This is a genomic window from Vibrio paucivorans, from assembly GCF_054053395.1.
Map to the genome: position 1 here is coordinate 1963615 of NZ_CM133230.1, position 18479 is coordinate 1982093.

Here is an 18479-nt window from a genome sequence, read left to right on the forward strand (position 1 = left end):
TTCGTTTTATAACGTAATATCAACACGCCTATTAGCGGCGCGCCCTTCACGATCGTTGTTATCTTCAATGGGCTGAGACGCACCATGCGATACGCTTTCAAGCTGCTCAGCGTTCACACCTTCAGAAACAAGGTATTGTTTCACTTCATCCGAGCGGCGCAGGCCTAACTGGAAGTTGTATGCCTCGCTCCCTGTCGAATCGGTATGACCCTCCACTTGCAGTTTCGAAGGCGTTGCCTGAATTTGCTTAATCAGGTTATTCAATACATACAACGAGTTATCGGTTAATTCCGATTTATCGAATGAGAAGTGGACCCTCGCAACAAGCTCACCTTGGTTGAGCTCAGAGTACTCCCCCTGCTTAGAAAAATACTCACTGCAGCTGCTCGATACCCCTATCGATTCCAATTCACTGGCTAGCATCTTTTGGCTTTCAGGTGGTACATCTTCCGATACCTGTAAAAATGTACCCTGATCTAAGTGAACCCGCACACCTTGTAGCGCTTTTGCGGTTATCTCGTATTGGCCATTGTCTGAGCCACAGTACAGCTGTAAGTCATTAGCTGCTAAAGGTGATGAAGCCAAGCCAACTAAGCTCGCCAACATGTTCAATTTAACGTTCATTGTGTCCCTATTTGGAGTTGAATGAGGCTGATGTAAAATAGTTCGTCACTTCTTTAGCCATTGCCAAGGTGGCCGATTTCTTCTGTGATTAATTCGAGGATGTTGTTTAGGATTTCGTCCCGATTCTGTGCCTCGTAAACATTGTCTTCGCCTGCACAATACATAAGTGCATCGTTGTCATTAACGTCGTAGTCAAAACCAATAACAGCAATTTTTGCTTCAATCTTGGTTCCATCAGGCGTGTACGCATCCGAAAGCCCACTACGGATAACATCACACATGTTGTAGTTAATCATTAACGTCCGACCAATTGTTTCAAAAGACGGTCGAGAACCGTACGAAGGTTCTCGGTATTTGCTCGGGCCCCAATCAGGATTATCTTCACCATCAGAAAGGATAATGAGCAGTCGTCTAGGGCTTTCTCCTTTTTGGAGCATCTGTGCAGCACGTATCGTTCCAGCCACTGATGAGGTCCCTCCTCCCGCTCGGAAGTATCGGATATCTCGACGGAACTGCTCAAAATCATCCGTTAGCTCAACATTGTTTGACCTATCAGCATTGCTATTGCTCACTTCTTGGCTTTTCTCAATGAAAACCTGTTCAACCGTTCGACCGTAATCAATACTGTTACCACTGAAAATCAGTTCACTAATATCTTTCTCGCGACCACCGATCATGTTGCGCGTATAAAAGTCGAAAGGTGCTATCCCGACATGGTTCGCTTCTTCTTGGTGGTTTTCATTGAACTTCTCCAACTCGGCCACCACCTCTTCAATCACGTCCATCAAGTCTTGGATCTTCGTTTGATTTCCGCCATTCCAACCATCGTCCATCGAACCTGAAAAATCCGCTGCAAATACCACATCTACTGCTTGATTCTGATATTTTCGCGCCATGGAAGCGCCCTTTACATCAAAGGTTTCATCAAAGCCTTCAAAGCCATCACTTTTGGGAAACCATGCTTGATGGCGAGTAACAACGTCGAGTTCATATTGGAAAAACCGCGGTTCGTCCTGTGCGAGACCATCCAAACACTCTGGAATATCCTCACAATTCAGTCGACGTACGTTGATTCTTTCTATTGAAGAAAGATCGCCTAGGTAATAGTTGACGTATCGGCTAGCAATTTGTTGGTTCACCGCGCTCCCTTGGCCCAACTCACTTTGCCCAATGTTGTCATCATTGTGCGCTGCAATCGCAAGCACAGTAACTTCTGAAGCATCTTCAATGCGGGCTTTAGACTGTATCGCCCGAGCTCCGTCACTGGCCAAAGCAAATAGCCCAAATAATGCAGGAATGATCATCACAAACAGTAACGCTGCATGCCCTCGCTGTTTAGAAATTCGCGTCATGTTATCTCCCAATAATCACAGATGACGATTGAACCCGAGTGTAGTCGCCATCCACCAACCGACCGAACCAGTTATCAGTTTGGTAACACAGCGTCACTCGGTACAAAGGCGCTTGCCTGCCCCATGACGTCACAACAGAAAGCTCCTCTAAATCAGCCATGTTGCGTGACAATTGACACTGATAGGCGCCAAACTGGAAACGACGTGGAGAGTTGGCTTCACCAATTCCTCTAAAAGATAAAGACTCGATCACAACACCAAATCGCTCAGCTTCATAAGTCCCTAACGTTCGGCGCAGGGAGTTTTCGGCAATCAGATACAAGTCATCGACATCTTGGCGTTGAATATCCTGCCCTTCAGAGAAAAACTGAGTTCGCTCTTTGAGCATATTAACTAACGAAAAGCTCAATCTATCGAGCTTACCGTTGTGCGACAATTTAATGATCACATCGCCGCTAAACGCTAACAGTAGGGCAAAAAACACACCGACAATCGCAAACTCTACGGTGAAGTTGCCTCGTTGCTTACGCTTTCCAGCCTGACGGTTACAGTTCAAATTCATCACGCTCATATTCCTGAATCACTATCACCTCTCGCGTTAGCAAAGAGCTCGTATCTAGAAAGTAAGTAAAGATGGGTGAAAAATCGTATTGAACACGATAAATGGCTATCGCACTTTGGAACGGCTCGCCACAAGCGACAACGGGTTGATCCTCATCACCCTCGCAGGCCTCTTCATATGCTTTAAGTGCTTCAATATCTTTGAGGAACTGAACCGACAGGCGGAAATTACTTTCCGACACCAGCGAGGTCCATAACGAGTCACTATCGTGAATGGTATTATGAAAGACCTGCTGGTAGTTCTGTTCCGACTTTTTAGCTTGCCTTGCAGCTTCAGATACCGACAAATCTCCGATGGCCGATACATAAGACAGGTAGCTCATTTCAACCCATGCCATACACATCAGCCAGAACGCCATAAAACCCATTACGAATTCAATGGTCGCAAGGCCTTTTTGCTTGCGTCGAGATGGCCTCTTTGTTCTCGCTTGTGTGTATCGATTTATTCGCATCATCATGGCATCGTTACTCCGCAGCGGCTGGGTCTAACGATTGCAATTGAGCCAGTTGCTCAACGTAAAGTGCAGCTTGTTTTCGGCTCCCTTTTGCTGCAACTAACCTCTTGGCCTGAGCTAACTCGCCACTTTTTACTAGCGCTAGCACTAAATTGGCTTGCATGGTGTCATCGGCAACCCCTTGAGTGTAAAGCGGCTGTAAACGAGCGACTGCGCTGGCATAGTCGCCTTCCAATATGTCCAATACCGCGAGGTTGTTGTCCACTTTTACGTCATCGTAGAAACGGCGTTTTGCCGCCACAAAATACTCCCGAGCGACGTCAAGCTCGCCTAAATGCGAATATGCAACTCCAAGTTGATTATTGATTTCGCCAGTACTTTGCACCTCAAGTGCTGATATAGCAGTATCAATGGACTGCTGGGTTCGACCTAGTTTGAATTGTGATTTTGCTTTCACTAACAGCACTTCATAGTTGTGTTGCTGCTGGCCTAATGGCTCTAGAACAAAAAGAGCTGAATCGTACCTTCCGGACTGGTAATAAGCCGACGCTAAGTTGATACGATTTTCCAACGTATCTTGCGCTGCCACCCGCTGTTTGTACAAGCTCACCAACTCAGTATGATTGTTGGTTTGCTGGTAGATCATCTCTTTGTTGTCATCATTCAGCGTAGTTTCGTTCGACACACAACCAGTCACTACAGCCAAGGACACGAGTACAGTAAAAATGTGTTTAAGCATTAGACATCATCCTCATTACACCTGGAGCTGCGATCAAAATAACCAATGGGATCATGATAAAAACGATCAATGGAATGGACATTTTGGCCGACAACTTGCCAATTTTTTCTTCTAGTTCAAGCATCTTCACTTCTCGAATATCCGCGGCCAACCCGGTAAGAACCTGATAGATCGAAGATCCGTACTGCAAACTTTGCTTCAAAGTCATCACGAAGCTGCGCATAGGGTTAGAAGGCACAGACGTATACAGCTCATCCAACGCCTGCTCTAATCCAACAACACGCGAGCGCTCATTCGTTCGACGTAGCATCTGCGCGAGGTGCCGATCAAATCCTTTCATTTCCTGAGCGAGGTAACTCATCGAAGACTCGATCGTCATACCGGTTTGCACACATACCGCCATTAAGTCGAGCAGATAAGGCAGTTGGTTAGATATTTTGTTGAGCAACCATTTTTTGCGGTAATTCAGATACCAGTCCGGCGCTACAATACACACAAGCGCAATACTTGAAATCGCTATGACCAGTGTTTCCATCGCAAGCGGGTGAGCACGGTGATAGAGCACTATGCCTACCACTCCTAACGCAAACCCCACTATTTTTACTGGCATATAAAAACGCGCGTAAGAGAAATCGTAAAATCCCGCAGCAACAAAGCGTTGCTGGGCTTCATCGACATTCGTAGTCAGCAGTTGAGAAAAGGAAACGTCTTTCAGCCCCCACCATTTTTTGCTCGAGGCGTTATCCTTGTTATGTGAAAAGCCCGAAATGACAGATCTACGTTTGTACGCGCTAAACACAATCATCACAAATGCGATCAAGGCAACGGCTGTAATCATCAAAAGTAGAAAAATATAAAGCTGGCGGTCCATTATGATTTCACCCCGCGCATTAGGCTCCAAACGATGAGCAGCCCGACACATTCACTGATGATCACGTAGTAAAGAATCGGCTTACCGTCGGGATGAAACATAACGTATTCATAGTTTTCCGGACTTAGGAATTGCAGCATAAACAGGAAGAAAAAAGGGATCGCTGCCACTATCTTTGCCGAGGTTCGCGCTTCAGCAGTTAACGCGTATTTCTTCTTTTCAATCGCTCGCGATTCAAACATCAATCGATTTAGGCGAGAGATCACCTCTTTTAGCTGACCACCACGTTGGAGGTTCGCTCTTAATGTGATGACAAAAAACTGAAACTCCGAATATGGAAACCGACTGCATGCTTTTCGAAATACGCTGTCTGGCGACTCTCCGAGCTGCAAGCGCTCCCCCATACGTTTAAACTCTTTGCCCACACAGCCATCAAGCGAGCGACCAACAAACATGATCGCGTGGGTGATACTTTCCCCGGCACTCACTGCACCCGCCAGCATATTGAGCGCATCAGGAAACTCTCCATCAAAACGCTTCTTTTCACGCTTACTCAGCCAAAGGTATCCAACTGGAATGCTCACGAGGAGTACAATGCTACCCACCCACTCCATAGGCGCGCGTAAAAAGTTGCTGTTGAAAAACATCGCCACAAACCAAACTGACACTAAGTAGGCGGTGATTTTTAGGCCTGCCATTTTGCCAAGCATGTTGGTGGTATGGCTGAGCACACGTTTGAATGACTTTGCGATGGAGTCTTCTGTTAGGCTTTTAAGATCAATAGCTTGTTTATCGCTCTCCATTGAAGACACCAACAGCGTAGTATTCGCTTCTGAAAGATACGTTTCAATGTTCTTACGCTTTTCAGCACGAAGAGTGCGCCACATTAGCGCACCTCCTGCTATAACAAGGAAAAGCCCCCAAATCATGCGACTTCTCCCTGCCTAAAGATCTCGGTCAGCTGCTTATCCAAACCGAAGTATTTGGCTTTCTCGACTAGAACGGAGCGCTGCATTAGGCCAGCAGAGATGTACCTACCTGTAATTTTTTGGTCTTCGCTAGAAATAGACATCGGCTCGAAACGGAAAATTTCTTCCATCACTACGTTACTGCCCTCAATGCCGACCACTTCCGAAATACTCATCACGCGGCGACTACCATCGTGCAATCGGCTGATCTGCACAACAATATCGACAGCGCTGACAATCATGCGACGAATCGCCTCCATAGGTAGCGTGCTGGTCGCCATCATTACCATGGACTCGACCCTAGCAAGCGCGTCACGCGGTGTATTGGCGTGTAACGTCGACATAGAGCCATCATGGCCTGTATTCATCGCCTGTAACATTTCAAATGCTTCTGCACCACGACACTCACCCACGATGATGCGATCGGGACGCATACGCAGCGAGTTAATCACCAAGTCACGTTGTGACACTGCACCCGAGCCTTCAATTCCCGACGTTCGAGTTTCTAAACGAACCACATGAGGCTGAAGCAGTTTTAGTTCCGCCGCATCTTCTATGGTGACAATACGCTCTTTCTCCGAGATGTACTGAGACAGTGCATTCAGCAAGGTTGTCTTACCTGAACCTGTTCCCCCAGAAATCAGCACATTCAAGCGACAGCGGGATGCCACCATCAGAATCTGCGCCATCTCTCGGCTCATCGCACCGTACTCGGTTAGGATTTCAAGATTCAAAGAGTGCTTTTTGAACTTACGAATCGAGATGGACGTACCATCAATCGCAATCGGTGGGATAACAATATTCACACGGCTGCCATCGGGTAATCTGGCGTCACAAGTAGGTTGAGATTCATCAACTCTACGCCCTACACGTTGCGCAATTCGTTTTGCAATTTGTACCAACTGTTTTTCGTCAATAAACCCTACTTTTGCTGGCTCGACTAATCCGTTCCTTTCGATGTAAATTTGTTGATGGCCGTTGATCATGATGTCACTAATGGTATCGTCATCCATCAGCGCTTGAAGCGGCCCTAAGCCATGCAACTCATCGACGAGGCTTTTTACAAAATCAGCCCTGACGACATTAGCAACAGACAAGCTTTCCTGTTCGATGATCAAGTCAACCGCGCTACTCAATTGAATAGCCAACTGTTCACGAGTCAGCGTATTCACTGCTTCAGCGTCAAGGGCATCGAATATCCTATCTCGGATAAACACGTATACAGAAACAAACTGCTCCATTGTCATTGACCTCTAAACAGGCGCTTGAAGATTGAATCACGCTTTTGCTTGATCGCTTCACCCAATAGCAAAGATGTCAGAGTGTTGAGGCTACTGCTGATGGCCTGTTTCTCTTGGAAAATAGCTTTCCCTTCCAGTACCCATTTACCCAGTTGAGGCTCGTAGGGGCAGACAACATCAAGCTTTCTATTTAAGAACTTCTCGACATCTTTGACGGTCACAGTTGCGCTGCGTTCATGCATTGTGTGGTTGAGAACCGTAATGCAACGCGTGGTTGAACCGAGCTCTTCCATCTTCGCTTGGATAAACGCAGCCTCACGTAGGCTAGAAACGGTAGGCTCTAATACCAACACTAAAACGTCAGCTTGTTGGCCAACATAAGTCAGGTCTGAAAGCGAGTTTGCAGAGCTCGACAGGTCTTCAACAATAAAATTGTATTGCCCTGAAAGGTTCTCAGAAATAGTGCGAACGTAGTCTTTCATTTCATGATCGGCGATGTCATTCGACTCAAGAGCCAATACATGCAACATCTCGTGGATCTTACGTGTCATGCTCAATGCATAGGTTTCATCCAAGCTGTTTGCCAGTGCGCCACGGCTAACCTCGCGCTTTTTGAACTGACTCACGGCTAGGAAAATATCGAGATTTCCGCCAGAGAAATTGTGTTCGACAACTAGGCAAGAGCTGTTTTTGTCTTTCGACAACTCCATAGACAGTGCTGCTGTGATAAAAGAAGCACCAACACCACCTTTAGCCCCCCATACACATACTTTTTTAGCTGCTCTACCCTTACCCAAGCCACTATTTTTGTTGCGGTTTTCGTTAACATTACGCACAAAGTCGATAAGCTCTTGCTTTGAAATTGGCCAAAATACGTAATAGTAGCCAAGCGACTTAAGGTTGCGGATAGTCGAAATAGAGTCTTCAGAGCCGATGACTATCACCGAAGCACTATTCGGTAATAAGTGGCTGATGCGGTGCATATCATCCATAACACTCTTACTCTTATTGAGCTCGACTATCACAATTTCGATGTTCTCTTCTCGAACATGTTGTTGAATCAACGAATCTTGATTCTCAAGCACGCTAGGAGCAGCAATGTCTTCAAACCGGTAGGCTTCTTCGATCAGCTGTTTGCACTCTTCAGTCTGGTGAAACAGGACCGTCGTCAGTACTTCTTTTTCTTTTTCCGCCGAGGATTTACTTTTAATTACGTCAACTAGATCAAACATTGTCACCTCTGAGCTTCAGCATTAGGGAGATTTCTGTGAGGGTGCGTCATAGATTGCCAACGAGCGTTCTGAACAAAGCAGCCATAAGGCTCTGCACCAAAATCACCAATACGTGGGTACTGACAAAATTCGACCTGAGTGCGATATTCGACCACTTCTAACATCATCGTAAAACGGCCAAGTGCTTCGTTTTCTAGGCGAATAGCATCGGCTGCAATCCCTTGGCGAATCAACGCATCTTGAAGCTTCCTAGCTTGTCGTTTGTCGCCTGAATAACTTATCGTCATGCCATTATGAGCAATCGCTTGCCAGTGCGTTGAAACGAAGTTTTCCACTTTTTCCGACATTTCCGGCTGGCTGCTAACCTTCAAAGTGTGATGAATCGGCGTGATGTCTACCGATGTACCATCGCGCTCTGCTACACCGCTGACACAACCTTGTAGAAGCGTTACAGCTGCCACCAGCAGCAAGACCACTTTAGTCATACTTGAATCCTCCGGTTGATAGGATATTTCCGACCCATTTTTCGCTTGAGGTTTGATAACCACTTTCAAGTCCAAAATATCGGCTCAGGGTGCTGGTTTTCTGCATCATTGGTAATTGAATTTGTGAGGCTTCAACGGGTTGCACTAAATTAACCGTGGCAACAATGATGAGCTCCATTTTGTTGCGTTTGGTTGAGCTTTTTCGAAACAGCGCACCGAGTACGGGAATGTCACCAATGTAAGGAATCTTGCTCAGTGACTCTTGGTCTTCAGAGCTTAATAAGCCAGCTAAAACAAAACTTTGACCATCACCCAACTCCACCGCTGTTTGGGCTCGGCGGGATTTGAGGGCGGGTAAGCTATATCTTCGATCTTCATATTGAGTATCGAGAGAGCTTACTTCTGGCATCAGAGCTAGCTTGATCTTTTCGTCGTTCAGCACTTTGGCCATTAGGTCTAGGCGAATACCAAACTCTTTGTATTCGATATTGGTCCCACCATCGACCACAGTGACAACAGGGATTTCCCCACCTACCAAAAAGCTGGCGTTCTCGCCGGAAATGACCGATAAATTAGGCTCTGCTAGCACATGGCCCACCGTGTCATCACCAATGGCGGTGATCACCGACAAGATATCCGAAGAACTGAAGTCTTTAATTGGATTAACAAAAATGCCCGGATTCGCTCCCGAGCTTCCATACTGCACACCAATTTCTTCCATAAAGCTTTGCGATACTTCGGCGATGGTCAGCTTTACGTTAACCTGCTTCGTAGTTACCACTTCGATATTATTGACCAGCCCTTCGAAGCTACGGCGTGTCATAAAACTGACTTCGTTATCATTTTGATCATCTAAATCGCCAGACCACTCGACCAGTTTCTCCTCAGACTTCTTAGCCAGCAACTCACCAACCATCACACCTAAATCATCTTTGAGCTGTTCGTTTGGCACCGTACCTGTCAATACAACTTGGTCACCAATATTCGAGACGCTGACCTCAACATTGGGGTAATGGATCTCAAGTTGCTGACGAATAGGCTCTAAGCTTTTATTGACTTGAATGTTCTTGGTTACAATGATTTCGCCATTCTCATTAAAGGCCAGTAACGCCGCTCTCCCCGTTTCTTTGGCATAGACCACGATGTTTCGGCTATCAATCACTTGATAGTCGGCGATTTCTGGCTGAGAGATAAAAACAGAAGAGACATCCTGTTTTACCGAAATGGTCTTTGCCTGCCCTTCATCCATCTTGACTAGTTTTTGTGCTAGTGCCGAATTTGAGATGAGCAAAACCAACCCAAGGGATAGCCACCTACCCAGGTTTATAGTCGTTTTCATTATGTTTCTGAGCTCTAGTTAATGGATAGTTCGCTCGCGCGAAATTCTCTTACGGCATTAAAGCCTGGGAGTACGTCACCAGCATTGGCGCTCATTGCGGCTTTGTCTGGTACCCCTAATGCATGATGGACTTCGAGATCCGCCACTTTTCGTGCAATGGTCAGTTTCGCGACTTGTTTTCTTTCAAGTTCTAGCACAAGATCCACGCTGCGAGACTCTGGAGAGTTACGTGTCGCTCCTGTGACCTTGGTATCCAGCTTGAGAATCTTGACGCCCATTAATACGGGCGAGACAGAGATTGATTCATTAGCCGCTCGACTTGAACTGCCAACATTCACTGCTGCGCGCGTTTTGGGAGAGGTGATGGCTACAACGTCGACATAACTGCCAACACTTAGATCTTGCCCGATCGCTGACTCAGCAGGGAAAGATAAATAAAACGGCACCTTGCCAGGCTCTATCGTGAGCTCAACGTACCCGTTATCACCAGGTTGGATGATAGACTCAGGGTAAACCAACTCTCCTTTCTCAAGCGGACGGGCATAGACAGATAATCTATCAAAATCGACTGACATATCCTGATTGACGCCCAATGCATTGGCTTGTAGTAACGTCACCCGCTCTAAAATGAAGTCTCCGCGTTCAATGCTTTCGCCAGATTCAACGTTTCGGCTTAATTTAACTAACACGATTTCAGGCTCTTTCTCGTCAATGATATGTGGTGTTTCGGGTTGAGCCGTGAGCTCGATAGATAACACGTACATCCCAAAAGCCAGTACTAAAAACGAGAGTAATAGTGGTATTTTTTTATTCATTAGATTTACGCAATTGAAGCAGCAATACAAAAGATTCCGGATACCCCTATCGGCAGTCCATAAGGAAGCCCTTCTTTAGGGTTAGTTACATTTCCGAACACTCGGTGACATCCCCAGTAAAAGGTCGCCAAAATACCACCCAATAACAGAATGATTACGATATATAGCAGAGACAATTCAGGTTTAATTGCAGTAGAATAGGCAAGTACCAGTTTGATATCTCCACCACCCAAGACATTTTTTGAATGTAGAACTAAGCCAATGATAAATATCAATATCGTTACATTTAGCGAAGCATAGCTTTCATTTAATATCATCAAAGATATTGCGGATACCGCAACAAAAACCACAATACAATTGGGTATTAACCGGTGAACTATGTCGGATAAAAAGATAAAAAGGGTGGCTATTATAAGCCCCCCTATTAACAACCATTTAAGATCCATCTACCTTACGATTGTACATTATCTCCGGCTTCACCAATGTGATCGCTAATAGTCGTCATTGCACCTTCTAATGCATCTTGAAGGCTACCATTAAATACTGCTAGTACGATTGCAGACATTGCAACACCAATGATTGCGTATTCGATCGCTGTTACACCGCGCTCATCATTTTTTAAAGCTAATAGTTGGCAAGCAAACTTATTCAACATGACAATTCTCTCTTATTATTTATGGTTTTACTCGATTATTAACACGTACAAAATTTCGAATATTACTTGTACGTTTTGTTTGTTTAATCAGCGCAGTCAAAATTCTAACGCTTGAAAACAAACGCAACGTTACCTGAAGCAAAATCACACGCATACAACCTGAAAGCTAAAATCACATTTTCACCAAGAAAATACCTATATACCATTGATTATCAACGATTTTCAAAAGTTGTGAAGTGCCTTTTTCACACCAACATATTTGGTTATTTACCGTTATCGAGAATGATTGAGAATATTTATGCATTTATATAGAAGTTCTAGCCACGCCTTGTATTTCATTAGTTATATTGATGTTTATATTTAATATGGCCGTGCTATAGTTGGGAGCAACATCAACAAACCAAACCGATAACGCTGTGCAATGGATAATCAACGGTCGACTTTTTGACGCCGATAAAAAACAGATAACCTACAAAGATAAATCCATTTCTTTAGGTTATTACGACACAAGGTTGTTATCGATATTATGCGAGAGTGAAGGAAAAGTAGTGTCGAAAGAGACACTTCTCGCGGCATGGGCGCCTAAAGTAGTATCTGATACCAGCATTACACGCTCTATTTCAACACTACGTTCTCATATTGGGGACGATGGAAAGCAACAGTTAATCTTACAAACTGTTGCTAAGAAAGGCTATTGCCTGAACCACGCGCATTTAAGCTTGAACCAAGATAATGTTCAACAAGATGAAGGCTATAATTCAGTCGTAAAAGTGGAAGTCGATTACGAAACTAAACCACAAGAAGAAATTAGTTTTGAAGATTCCATTATTACCACTAATAAAGCACATCAACATAGTCATATACAATTATTGAAATACACCAAGGTAATAACGTCGTGTTGCTTTTTGTTACTTGCTTTTTATATTACGTTTGATCGCCCTATTGGTATGTTCATATTTAAGAATAATCAGTTAAATTCTATTAACGCAACCAAGATTTTGGAAACAAATAGAAATACTTTCCGCCATACATTCTATGCCAAAGGGGATACATCAACACTCCAACCGATTGCTGAGTTATTAGATATTCAGGTCGAAAAACACTTAAACCTATACTTCAACATACAGCGTCATAACCTAAATGTTGCAGTGATTGATGTCGACAGGCCAGATAAGTCATTCACTATCACGGTTAAAAACCATCACACAGATCAAGCGTATACCGTTAACACGATAGAACACGCTATCAACGCTGAGTTTTGAGGCTCCAGGCGGATAGAATACCCACAATACCGGGTAGGCGTTGAAACGCTGTAGGAAAAGAAAAATAATGATTAAGAACAAGACAAACACTTTGTTGCTTTTCAGCAGTGCTGCACTTCTAGTAGCTGTCGTGTTGGAGACTTTCGTGGAACCGATTACTTTGCACGGTTCTAGCAAAATGTATGTATTCGATGCCGACTGCAAAAACTACAAAGTTACCCTAGTTTCGCACTTAGTGCTCACCGAAGACCAGTTCGATATAACGGCTTCGTTCGAAGAAAGCGGGGTCGACGGGTTATTTCATGTCAACTACCAGATACCGGTAAAGCGCTCTCTGCCGTTTTCACTGGACACAGTGAACATTCGCACTAATGTAGACACCAACAACATTACAGTGAACAGCTTATTTGAAAGCCATTGGTATCGACTTTCTTTAAGAGAAGGGAATCGTGTGTTCTTACACAAAAGTTTGAGCCACTACGATTTAGAGCTTGAACCGAAATCTCGTAATGTTCTATTCGACATTAATGGATATTGGTTCACCACTAAGCCTGCGATGTACTTGTAATCGCAGGCTCAGTTCGTATAAGGCGCTATATAGATTACGAGAACACCAACGCTTTTAAACTTGCTTCACTGTCAGAGTCAGCAAATTCAGGCGGGTTATCTAAGCGGTATTGGTATTCGAGCGTTGGCGCTTCTTCTTTCATGCTATCAATGAGAAACGCGCAATTCACTACTGGAGAGTTCACACAGGCAAGCACTTGGCCTCCTTCGCTAAGCAACTCAGGAAGCTTGCGTAGGATTCGCTTATAATCTTTTGTTAGGGCGAAGCTGCCTTTTTGGAATGAAGGTGGATCGATAACAATCAAATCGTAAGGACCGGATTTTTTTATCTTCCCCCAAGATTTGAAAATATCGTGGCCTAAAAATCCCACTTGATTCAAATTGTGCTGGTTTAGCTTATGGTTTTCACGCCCCTTATTTAAAGATGAACGCGCCATATCGACATTGAGAACTTTGTCAGCCCCACCCGCAATCGCCGCAACTGAAAATCCACAGGTGTACGCAAATAGGTTAAGTACATTCTTGTGCTTGGCCTGATTCTGAACCCATTCACGCCCTAAGCGCATATCGTAAAACAAACCAAAGTTTTGGTTTCGACCAATATCCAGTTGGTACTTCAGTCCGTTCTCAGTAACAACCGGACGTTCATCGAGCTCACCGACCAAAACTTCAGACGGTGCGCCTTGCGCGTATCGGTGTTGAATGAGAATACAAGAGCCTTGTTTTTTTTCCCACAATCCACTTTGACTAAGAGCAATGAGCCCAGCCTTTAAGGACGCTAAAAAACTTTCATCCACTTCCTTGAACACATTCACGATAAGTTGGCCTTGCAGCCAATCGCAAGTAAGCTGCTCTAGCCCTTGCCAACAACGACCTCTACCATGAAACAAACGGCGTACTTCGTTGGGAGCAGAGACAAGTTGTTCGGTGATATGTTCAAAAAACAATTCCAGTTGAGATGTTTGCATTGGTTTCTCGAAGTTAATGAAGTTAGTGTTGAATCGACGTAGGAAGCTTTGGCCAAGATAGTGCCCACGGTGTGAGCCAAGATTCGATCCCATTTGAAACAGGCTCACTTGTCCACAGTTGACCAAAGTTTTCAAAGGATCGCGGGTCACACACAAATTCGTGTTGCTCGCCACTATAAGCAATCCTCAGAGCAAACGCATGTAAATAACCACGATCTGCCTGAGAAGCGGAATTGTAAATTGGGTCACCCTCAATACCAGAGCCCACCGATTTAAGTGCGACACGGATTTGGTGAGTCTTTCCTGTGTATGGTTTACATAGAAACAGCCTTTGCCTTGGATCTCCTGCAAGTGAGAAAAATTGAGTCACAGCAGGGTTAGATTGAGAGCTCACTAATTTCCATGATGAACGACGTGAGCGTTCCATATCCCCAACAATAAGCCCCTGCTTCTTCTTCGGCTTTTTACTGCCTATCGCTAAGTAAAACTTTTCCACCAGCCTATCTGCGAACTGTTTCGATAGCTCGCTGGCCGCTTGAGCATTACATGCCAGAATCAACAGCCCAGAGGTCATCTTGTCTAAACGGTGCACTAAGTAAAGTTGTGAGTCCCCAGATACTTTGGCGACTTCTTGCAACAGCATAGTGTCGCCGTCATCTTTATGGACAGATACATTAGGGTGTTTATTGATCACCAGAAAGTCGTGATGAGTATAGAGAATATCGAACATTGACTCGCTCCAAAGCTAGAGCGAGGAGTATACCTAGAATTGCGTTAGATGCTAGTGTTTGCCTAGCCTGATATCTAGCGAGACAAACACTACCCAGCCATAGAACTTGCTTTAGGCGAGTTTAAATTTACCAATCAATTGCTCAAGCTCAGCCACTTTGTGATTTAGCCCAGACGTGCTTTCAGAGCTTCGATTCGCTAGGGTCAATGATTGTTCTGAAATGTCGCTAATAGCCGTAATATCCGCTGCAATCTCTTTGGTCACCGCAGTTTGCTCTTCTGCAGCCGTGGCAATAGAATTCACCATACTTTGCACATTGGCGGCACCAGCAACGATCTCTTCGAGCGCACTCACTGCTCCGTTACTTTGCTCAACACCTATCTCCACCAAACGGCAGTTGTCATCGGTGTAAGTGACCGCTTCTTGGGTCCCCGTTTGAATGGCTTGGATAATCCCTGACACTTCTTGTGTTGCTTTGGTTGTCCTTTCAGCCAGCGCTCGAACTTCATCTGCTACTACAGCAAAACCGCGACCAAATTCGCCTGCTCGCGCAGCCTCTATCGCGGCATTCAAAGCCAACAAGTTGGTTTGTTCAGCAATATCTTCAATTACTTTGATCACACTGCCGATTTGTTCACCATGAGAGCCAAGCTGATTCATTTGCTTCGACATATCCGTCATCTGTTGAGACACTTGCTGAATGCTTGCTACCATCTCGACGATGACGTTACGCCCTTCTTCTGCAGATGTTTCTGAGCGCTGTGCTTCTTCATAAGTAGCGGAACCTTGCTGCGCGACTTCTGATATCGTCAAACTCAACTCTTCTGCGGCAGTAGCAATTAGGCTTGCTTTATCCGCTTGTGCGGAAGCGCCATTTACAATATCGCTACTGATTGACGACAGCTCACCCGTCACCGTTTGAACCTGATCGGTCACCGAAGAAATAGAACCAATGAGATTCACAAGTGAACTCTGCATTTGGTTAATTGAAGCACCCAGATTTGCCAGTTCATCACCCGAGTCATCGACGATATTTTCTGCGGTTAGGTCACCACTGGCGACGCGCTGCGCTACCTGCTCCAAATTGGTTAAACGCGAGGTGATCGATTTGGACAAAATAAACGCGATAAGGCCACCTAGGATGAGCGCGATTGAGGACATAATTAAAATCGAGTTTTCGATCAAATTAAATGACTCATTAAGTTCTAGTAACGCCGTGTTAGTTTGCTGCTGCTCATTGGCAGAAGCTTGGTCAAGCAACGCCTCTATAGGCAATAGATACTGCTCGTAAAGGCCACGTAGTTCTCGAATATCGAACACTAAGTCACCTTGGCCAACATTCGGCACTATTTCATTTTCGAAAACTTGGGTAAAGCTATTCATCAGCGATTCGATACGCTCGATACGCTGGTAATCTTCACTTCCACGATTCTCTAAGCTTTTAGCTTTCTCAATCGCCTGCGCAAACTCTTTTTTATTGTCTCTGTAATCTTGAATGCCATTATCAACGCCGGTTACCGTTCCCATAGCGTCACGATATACATCTCCAGCTTCATCTATCAGCACCAAATACGTAACCGCTTCAGGCACATCATCGGTACGAATTTCCGTTGCGACATTGTGCGAACTGAGCACTTCAAACCATATGATGGTAACCAGTATTAATAGTAAGGCGAGGATGGAACCAAAGCCTGCATACAGTTTTTTTCCTACTGACAATTTCACGTGACACCTTCCCTAAGTAAAAAGTCATTCGCTAAAAGTGCGAGTTCATCTATTATTATCGGCGCCTATACTGATACCTTTAGCAATAAACTAATAATATGCTAATTAAATCATTGATATACCAGTACTACGGGTGTTGCTTGCTGTACGCTGTTGACCCAAATAGAAAGCACAAAAAAAGGCGAGAAACCTAAGTTTCTCGCCTTTTCGTATTTTATCTATCTAAGCGTTATAGCTTCTTAGATATGATACCTGTTAGAGCAATGATACCAATACCAACTAGCATGATGGCACCTTTACCGCTATCGAAGCCACTAGAGATACCAACGAATGCTACTACCGCTACCGCTACTGGGATTACGTACTTAACTAGGTTGTACCATAGACCGAACAGTGGGAACTTAACTTCACCGTCGTTTGTGATTTCTTTTTCAAGCTCTTCGCGAGATAGTCTCCAACCAGCGAAGATACATACAAGCATACCACCAACAGCAAGGAAGATTTTATCAGTAAGTAGGTCGAAGATATCGAACGCACCAGTACCGAATAGTGTTGGACCAACGCCGCCAAGTGACAGAGAAGCAAACACACACAGTACCGCCATTACTGCACCTGCAGATAGAACAGCCGTCGAACGCTTCATACCTTTCTCATCGATTAGGTAAGAAACCACTACTTCTAGTAGAGATACTGAAGACGTTAGTGCCGCTACTGTTAGACCTACGAAGAATAGTAGAGCGAAGATTACGCCTACACCGCCCATTTCAGCAAATAGCTGTGGTACAACAACGAATACTAGACCTGGGCCAGCTGCTGGCTCCATACCAAGTGCAAACATTGCTGGGAACATTGCGATACCGGCTAGGATAGCAACACTTGTATCCATTGCAGTAACCATACCTGTAGTTTGTACTAGGTTTTCTTTCTTCTTCAGGTAGCTACCGTATGTAATCATACAGCCCATACCCAGACTTAGAGAGAAGAATGCTTGACCAAGAGCCGCTAGAATTACGCCGCTGTCTACTTTCGAGAAGTCAGGGCTAAATAGGAACTCAACACCAGCCATTGCGCCAGGAAGCATTAGACCTTTCACTGATACGATGATCAGGATAAGGAATAGAATTGGCATCAGAATCTTACCCGCTTTCTCGATACCACCTGAGATACCACGGCTAACGATTACGATGTTCATTAGAAGGTAAATACCCATCCACATAAGTGGTTGTACAGGGTTAGTGATAAAGCCACCAAAGCTATCACCGATTGCTTCAGGAGTGCTTAGTAGGCCCCCTGCTACTTTCTGAACGTAAGCAAGAGCCCAACCACCCACTACAGGGTAGAAGCCCATGATCAATAGGCCACTCAGTACGCCAATAACGCCGACGAAAGTCCAGCGACCATCGGTCGATTTGAATGCACCTACTGCTGCACGACCAGTCTTACGACCAACCGCAAATTCAGTCAGCATTACGCTAAAACCAATGAAAATTACGAACGCAAGATAGATAACGATGAATGCACCACCGCCATTTTCACCTGCTGTGTATGGGAATTTCCAGATGTTACCTAAGCCAACAGCAGAACCTGCTGCAGCCATTACGAATCCTAGTTTCGATCCCCAGGTATCACGGGGTTTCGTGGTTGAATTGCTAGTAGCCACTTTATCTCCAAAATTTTGTGTTGTGTTTGCATTATCTGTGGCGTCAAATTTTTTAGTGTAAATTAATATTTACGCTTATTAAAAGTTATAGGTGACGCTTCTACGGTAGCAAGTAAACCAGTTTGAGATTAAAATTGGAACCCCGCAAAGTCTATTTTACGGCTTTATCT

20 protein-coding genes are annotated in these 18479 nt (G+C 44.8%); 2 read left to right on the top strand and 18 right to left on the bottom strand.

Features of this window, described 5'->3' with window-relative positions; genetic code table 11:
- Positions 1–6: 6 nt before the first annotated feature.
- From ACXABW_RS08975 to ACXABW_RS09040, 14 genes are read right to left on the bottom strand one after another with little or no spacing between them, the layout of a single operon-like run.
- Positions 7–624: an OmpA family protein gene (locus ACXABW_RS08975; RefSeq protein WP_457522284.1), complete on the bottom strand. Its 618-nt coding sequence runs from the start codon at positions 622–624 to the stop codon at positions 7–9.
- A gap of 53 nt (positions 625–677) precedes the next feature.
- Positions 678–1976 (bottom strand): TadE/TadG family type IV pilus assembly protein, encoded by a 1299-nt coding sequence (locus ACXABW_RS08980; RefSeq protein ID WP_457522285.1) that lies wholly within the window; start codon positions 1974–1976, stop codon positions 678–680.
- Between the two features lies 1 nt (position 1977).
- Positions 1978–2547, bottom strand: coding sequence for a tight adherence pilus pseudopilin TadF (gene tadF / locus ACXABW_RS08985; RefSeq protein ID WP_457522286.1), 570 nt, complete (start codon positions 2545–2547; stop codon positions 1978–1980).
- Positions 2522–3055, bottom strand: coding sequence for a TadE/TadG family type IV pilus assembly protein (locus tag ACXABW_RS08990; RefSeq protein ID WP_457522288.1), 534 nt, complete (start codon positions 3053–3055; stop codon positions 2522–2524). The genes tadF and ACXABW_RS08990 overlap by 26 nt, the downstream gene beginning before the upstream one ends.
- 7 nt (positions 3056–3062) lie before the next feature.
- On the bottom strand, positions 3063–3791 hold the full coding sequence (locus ACXABW_RS08995) for a tetratricopeptide repeat protein (RefSeq protein ID WP_457522289.1): 729 nt from the start codon (positions 3789–3791) through the stop codon (positions 3063–3065).
- Entirely contained in the window at positions 3784–4662 is an 879-nt protein-coding gene (locus ACXABW_RS09000; protein ID WP_457522290.1) for a type II secretion system F family protein, read from the bottom strand. The genes ACXABW_RS08995 and ACXABW_RS09000 overlap by 8 nt, the downstream gene beginning before the upstream one ends.
- Positions 4662–5549, bottom strand: coding sequence for a type II secretion system F family protein (locus tag ACXABW_RS09005; protein WP_390903527.1), 888 nt, complete (start codon positions 5547–5549; stop codon positions 4662–4664). Before ACXABW_RS09005 ends, ACXABW_RS09000 begins: the two co-directional genes overlap by 1 nt.
- Before the next feature lie 38 nt (positions 5550–5587).
- Entirely contained in the window at positions 5588–6871 is a 1284-nt protein-coding gene (locus tag ACXABW_RS09010; protein WP_457522292.1) for a CpaF family protein, read from the bottom strand.
- Positions 6872–6873: 2 nt separating this feature from the next.
- On the bottom strand, positions 6874–8103 hold the full coding sequence (locus ACXABW_RS09015) for an AAA family ATPase (RefSeq protein ID WP_457522293.1): 1230 nt from the start codon (positions 8101–8103) through the stop codon (positions 6874–6876).
- Between the two features lie 2 nt (positions 8104–8105).
- Entirely contained in the window at positions 8106–8588 is a 483-nt protein-coding gene (locus ACXABW_RS09020) for a hypothetical protein (protein WP_457522294.1), read from the bottom strand.
- Positions 8581–9927, bottom strand: a complete 1347-nt coding sequence (locus ACXABW_RS09025; RefSeq protein ID WP_457522295.1) for a type II and III secretion system protein family protein — start codon at positions 9925–9927, stop codon at positions 8581–8583. Before ACXABW_RS09025 ends, ACXABW_RS09020 begins: the two co-directional genes overlap by 8 nt.
- Before the next feature lie 14 nt (positions 9928–9941).
- On the bottom strand, positions 9942–10742 hold the full coding sequence (gene cpaB, locus ACXABW_RS09030) for a Flp pilus assembly protein CpaB (RefSeq protein WP_457522297.1): 801 nt from the start codon (positions 10740–10742) through the stop codon (positions 9942–9944).
- Positions 10743–10747: 5 nt separating this feature from the next.
- Complete coding sequence (locus tag ACXABW_RS09035; protein ID WP_457522299.1) at positions 10748–11188, bottom strand: prepilin peptidase; 441 nt, start codon at positions 11186–11188, stop codon at positions 10748–10750.
- A gap of 5 nt (positions 11189–11193) precedes the next feature.
- Positions 11194–11397, bottom strand: a complete 204-nt coding sequence (locus tag ACXABW_RS09040; protein ID WP_252027478.1) for a Flp family type IVb pilin — start codon at positions 11395–11397, stop codon at positions 11194–11196.
- A gap of 416 nt (positions 11398–11813) precedes the next feature.
- On the opposite strand from ACXABW_RS09040, the gene ACXABW_RS09045 reads away from it, so the two are divergent.
- Complete coding sequence (locus ACXABW_RS09045) at positions 11814–12659, top strand: winged helix-turn-helix domain-containing protein (RefSeq protein ID WP_457522301.1); 846 nt, start codon at positions 11814–11816, stop codon at positions 12657–12659.
- 67 nt (positions 12660–12726) lie between these two features.
- Positions 12727–13227, top strand: coding sequence for a hypothetical protein (locus ACXABW_RS09050; protein ID WP_457522303.1), 501 nt, complete (start codon positions 12727–12729; stop codon positions 13225–13227).
- A gap of 34 nt (positions 13228–13261) precedes the next feature.
- Here ACXABW_RS09050 and ACXABW_RS09055 read toward each other — a convergent pair whose 3' ends face one another.
- From ACXABW_RS09055 to ACXABW_RS09070, 4 genes are all read right to left on the bottom strand, one after another.
- The gene (locus ACXABW_RS09055) at positions 13262–14194 is read right to left on the bottom strand and encodes a class I SAM-dependent methyltransferase (RefSeq protein WP_457524989.1); all 933 of its coding nucleotides are present in this window, start codon (positions 14192–14194) and stop codon (positions 13262–13264) included.
- Between the two features lie 22 nt (positions 14195–14216).
- Positions 14217–14924, bottom strand: a complete 708-nt coding sequence (locus ACXABW_RS09060) for a TIGR01621 family pseudouridine synthase (protein WP_457522304.1) — start codon at positions 14922–14924, stop codon at positions 14217–14219.
- Positions 14925–15035: 111 nt separating this feature from the next.
- A complete protein-coding gene (locus ACXABW_RS09065; RefSeq protein ID WP_457522305.1) occupies positions 15036–16649 on the bottom strand; it encodes a methyl-accepting chemotaxis protein in 1614 nt (537 codons plus the stop codon).
- Positions 16650–16878: 229 nt separating this feature from the next.
- Positions 16879–18309: a sodium-dependent transporter gene (locus ACXABW_RS09070; RefSeq protein ID WP_457522306.1), complete on the bottom strand. Its 1431-nt coding sequence runs from the start codon at positions 18307–18309 to the stop codon at positions 16879–16881.
- Positions 18310–18479: the final 170 nt, after the last annotated feature.